Raw genomic sequence first — 5,187 nt, forward strand, 5'->3', positions numbered from 1 at the left:
AAGTGCAGTAATGTATGTAGCTTATCGATACTAATAGGTCGAGGACTTGACCAATATATATATTTGAGCAACGGGATAAATATGAATGAATATGAATATTTAGACGTTGGCGAAATGAATGTCATGAATTTTAAATGTTTGCAGTTTTTAGAGTATTAACTCTAAATAACTTAATAGAAATATTAAGCATAAGAGATTATGTGGTTACAATAGCAGAGAGGATACACCTGTTCCCATTCCGAACACAGAAGTTAAGCTCTCTAGCGCTGATGGTACTTGGTGGGCAACTGCCTGGGAGAGTAAGACGTAGCCACGTAATCTTTTTTTATATAAAAATACTCTAGATAAATTAGTTTAAGCTGATTTATCTAGAGTATTTTTTACATTATGTACTTATATTATTATATATTAGTAGCCTCTTTAGATGTAATACTTAGTATGAAATCGTTTAACCTATCAAGACCTGTTAAGAATGATTCTTCGCTACAAGCGAATGAAATACGTATATAATCATCCATTCCAAATGCTATTCCTGGTACAGCAGCAACTCTATATTCTGTTAAGAACTTTTCGCAGAAATCGATAGAGAAACTATCCTTATATTCAAACATATCCTTAACCTTAGATAAATCTATAAAGGCATAGAATGCTCCGTCTGGATGAATATATTCTAGGTCAGATATAGAATTTAACTTAGAAGTAACTAAATCTCTTCTATATTTATAAACTTTAACCATATCATCTATATCATGAGTACACTCTTTTAAAGCTCCATAACCGACATACTGAGTAGTTAAACTTGGATGAGAAACTAGATGACCCTGTATAGAACTCATAGATTTTGCTATAACCTTATTAGATGCAGTATATCCTAGTCTTAAACCAGTCATAGCTGCAGATTTTGAGAATCCATTTACAGTTATAGTTATTTCTTTTGCTTTTTCACTTAATGATGCTATAGATGTAAAGTCATCATTGAAGCAAACTCTTTCATAAATTTCGTCAGCTAATATATATATATTTTTCTCAATACATACATCAACTATTTCAGTTAATTCTTTCTTTGTATACACAATACCGGCAGGATTAGATGGATTGTTAATGATAATTAATTTTGTTTTTTCAGTAATGTGCTTTTCTAGATCTTCCCTTGTTAATTTGAACCCTTTTTCTTTTCTTGTGTCTATAAATACTGGTACAGCATTTACAAGCTTTATCATTTCTGGATAGCTTACCCAATATGGTTTAGGTACTAAAACTTCATCTCCAGGATTAGTTATAGCTAGTAATGAATTTGTGATAGAGTGTTTAGCCCCACTAGACACAACTATCTCGTCTATCGAATAGTTACAATTATTTTCTTTAAGTAGTTTATTGCAAATTTCTTCTCTTAATATTTTTAACCCTGGAACTAAATCATATTTAGTGCAATCGTTTTTCAAAGAATTAAGACCATAAGTTTTTGCTTTCTCAGGAACCGTAAAATCTGGTTCACCAACACTTAAATTAATTACATCAATACCTTTACTCTTCATTTCACTTACTTTTGAACTAACACCTATTGTATAAGATGGTGTTATAAATTTTAGTCTATCAGATAACATAAAATTTCCCCCTTTTTCTATGTCTAAGTACATTATACAATAATTCTGAGGATTTAAATATAAAAGTCAAAATTTGCACACAAAAAAACAAAAAAACTTTTATTTTTTAGACATATTACAATCACTTAGGTTGAAATTATCCACATAGCATTTCCAATGCATTAGGTCTGTTTGACTATTATGTGTAAATTTGGTAATCTTATAAAGTAATAAAAAGCACAATCCCTTTAACTTTGTTAGAGGGGATTTTTTTGAAGTTTATACACTACATGTAGTGGTCATCATATATATGTGCTACAATATATAGAGATAGGGGGCGTTTTTGAAATTGATTAATTTTGTTAAAAAAAGAGATGGAAGAATAATACCGTTCAATGAAGATAGGATAACAAGAGCAATATTTTTAGCGGCTAGTGAGGTTGCCAAGAGAGAGGATTCAGCACCAAACTATCAGCTTGCAGAACAATTAACTCAAGAAGTTATAAAGCTATTAAATAGTAAATATAGTAATGTTATGCCAAGTGTTGAGGATGTACAAAATGCGGTTGTTAAGGTATTAATAGAAACAGGACATGCTAAGACTAGTGAAGAATATATAATTTATAGAAATGAAAGAAACAGAGTAAGGAACTCTAAAACTAGACTTATGAAAGCTATAGAGGAAATAACATTCGAAGATGCAGATAATGCTGACATCAAAAGAGAGAATGCTAACATAAATGGAAATACTGCTATGGGAACTATGCTTCAATATGGAAGTACAGTATCTAAAGAGTTTTGTAAAACTCATTTACTAAAGCCAGAACATGCTTTATCTCATGATAGTGGAGAAATACATATACACGATATGGACTTTTTAAACATGGGAACATTAACTTGTTGTCAAATAGATGTTAAGAAGTTATTTGAAGGTGGATTTTCAACAGGACATGGATTCCTAAGAGAACCAAATGATATTATAAGTTATGGGGCTTTAGCAGCTATAGCAATACAAAGTAATCAAAATGACCAACATGGTGGCCAAAGTATACCGTTCTTTGATTATGGCTTAGCGGATGGCGTATATAAAACATATAAGAAGTTCTATATAGCAAATATAGCAAAAGCTTTAAAACTATTCAAAGGGATAGAATGTGGTAATGAAATAAAAGATATAGTTTATGAAATAGAAAAAGAAAGTGACATTAAGGTTGGAGTTCAGGTTAATGAAGAATACTTAAGAATTGAAAGAGAAAAATTAACGACAACATTTAATATAGATGATGAATTTGCAAGAAATATTCAAAAGTTTGCAATAGAAGAGGCTTATAAGGAAACTGATAAGAAAACTTATCAATCTATGGAAGCATTTATTCACAATCTAAATACAATGCACTCTAGAGCTGGAGCTCAAGTACCGTTCTCTAGTGTAAACTTCGGAACAGATACAACAGAAGAAGGAAGAATGATAACTAAAAATTTACTTCTATCATTAGAAAGAGGATTAGGCAACGGAGAAACTCCTATATTCCCAATACTAATATTTAAAGTTAAAGAAGGAATAAGTTTGAATCCAGAAGATCCTAACTACGACTTATTTAAATTAGCATGTAGAGTATCTGCAAAAAGATTATTCCCTAACTTTAGTTTCTTAGATGCTCCTTTTAATTCTAAACATTATGAAGTAGGTAAACCTGAGACGGAAGCGACTTATATGGGATGCAGAACAAGAGTACTTGGAAATGTATGTGGGGATGAGACTGTAAGTGGTAGAGGTAATTTATCATTTACTACTATTAACCTTCCTAGATTAGGTATAAAGCATGGGTCTATTAATAACCAAGAGCTTAATATAGATGGATTCTTTAAAGAATTAGATGAAAAAATAGAATTAGTTACAGAACAATTACTAGAGAGAATGGAAGTACAAGGTAACAAGAAGATGAAGAACTTCCCATTCTTAATGGGTCAAGGAGTATGGAAAGGTTCTGACCAACTAGGCCCAGAAGATGAATTAAAAGATGTTATAAAGCAAGGAACATTAACGATAGGATTTATAGGACTAGCAGAATGTCTAATGGGACTTATAGGTAAGCATCATGGAGAAAGCGAAGAAGCTCAAGAGTTAGGGTTGAAGATAATTACTCACATGAGAAATAGAATGGAGGAGGCTAGTGAGAGATATAAACTAAACTTCTCATTAATAGCGACTCCAGCAGAAGGGCTTTCTGGAAGATTTACACGTATAGATAAGAAGGTATATGGAGAGATAGAAGGAATAACAGATAGAGAGTACTACACAAACTCATTCCATGTACCAGTGTATTATAATATAAGTGCATTTGATAAGATAAGATTAGAAGCACCATATCATGAACTTACTAATGCAGGTCATATAACGTATGTAGAACTAGATGGAGATCCAACTGATAACCTAGAGGCTTTCGAAACTATAATAAGAGCTATGAAAGAAATGGGTATAGGGTATGGAAGTATAAATCATCCTGTAGATAGAGACCCTGTATGTGGATACTCAGGAGTTATAGAAGGTAATATATGTCCATCTTGTGGAAGAAATGAAGATGAAAGCAATATTAACTTTGATAGAATAAGAAGAATTACAGGATACCTTGTTGGTACAGTTGATAGATTTAATAATGCGAAAAGAGCTGAAGTTCATGATAGAGTAAAACATAGATAATATAGTATAGGAGGAAAGGTTATGAAATTAAAGATATCATCCACGCTTACTTCTGATAGTATAGTAGATGGGCCAGGTCTAAGAATGGTTATTTGGACTCAGGGATGTATTCATAACTGTAAGGGATGCCATAATCCTCAAACACATGATCTATGTGGAGGATTTGATATAGAAGTTGGAGCAGTTATAGATAAGATAGAAAGCTTAAAACTACAAAGAGGCATTACTTTATCAGGAGGAGAACCATTTTTACAGCCAGAAGCACTTAAGGAAATAGCTAAAGTTGCTAAACAAAAGAAATTAGATGTGTGGGCGTATACTGGTTTTACTTTTGAGCAACTTTTAGATACTAACAATTTACTTTATTTTAAAAACTTGAAGCTATTAAAAGAAATAGATGTATTGGTAGATGGAAAATTTGATGAATCTAAAAAAGATATTAGTCTGAAGTTTAGAGGTTCAAATAATCAAAGAATAATAGATGTACAAAAAAGTTTAAAATATAAGAAGGTCTTTTTAGTAGAAGAATATATGAAAGATAGCTTATATATGGCTAAATAGGTTAAATATAAAGTAATATAGCTCTAATTAATAGAGTTATATTACTTTTTTATTGGGTAAAATTATAGATAAATATCCAAATTTATAAAAAATAAAGAATTTTAATAAAAAAATAAAATAATTTTATATGTTAATAACTCTGTAGATAATGTGGATAAAAATAGAAATATTAAGTTAAATCAATACTGATAAGTTGTATATAATGTGGATAATATTGAAATTTACTTTTTTTATTAAAGTAAATCTAAAAAAAAATTAAAAAAGTTATTGACGATAAATAAAAAAGCTGGTAAAGTATTACTTGTCCAAGAGAACAGGACAACAACAAAACAACAAGTTAGA

The 5,187-nt window shown here is 30.6% G+C and carries 3 protein-coding genes and 1 rRNA gene; 3 read left to right on the forward strand and 1 reads right to left on the reverse strand.

The window, feature by feature from the left end; all coding sequences use genetic code 11:
- The first annotated feature begins 199 nt into the window (after positions 1–199).
- Positions 200–316: ribosomal RNA gene (gene rrf / locus CHL78_RS19495) — 5S ribosomal RNA — on the forward strand.
- 85 nt (positions 317–401) lie between these two features.
- On the opposite strand, the gene CHL78_RS19500 is transcribed toward rrf, so the two are convergent.
- A complete protein-coding gene (locus CHL78_RS19500) occupies positions 402–1,604 on the reverse strand; it encodes a pyridoxal phosphate-dependent aminotransferase (RefSeq protein ID WP_094367692.1) in 1,203 nt (400 codons plus the stop codon).
- Between the two features lie 328 nt (positions 1,605–1,932).
- Between CHL78_RS19500 and CHL78_RS19505 the strand changes: the two genes are divergently transcribed.
- Together CHL78_RS19505 and nrdG are read left to right on the forward strand one after the other, a co-directional pair.
- On the forward strand, positions 1,933–4,284 hold the full coding sequence (locus tag CHL78_RS19505; protein ID WP_094367694.1) for an anaerobic ribonucleoside triphosphate reductase: 2,352 nt from the start codon (positions 1,933–1,935) through the stop codon (positions 4,282–4,284).
- Between the two features lie 21 nt (positions 4,285–4,305).
- On the forward strand, positions 4,306–4,845 hold the full coding sequence (nrdG, locus tag CHL78_RS19510) for an anaerobic ribonucleoside-triphosphate reductase activating protein (protein WP_094367693.1): 540 nt from the start codon (positions 4,306–4,308) through the stop codon (positions 4,843–4,845).
- The last annotated feature ends 342 nt before the right edge of the window (positions 4,846–5,187 follow it).

The sequence above is a fragment of the Romboutsia weinsteinii genome (assembly GCF_002250835.2).
GTDB lineage: Bacteria > Bacillota > Clostridia > Peptostreptococcales > Peptostreptococcaceae > Romboutsia_A > Romboutsia_A weinsteinii.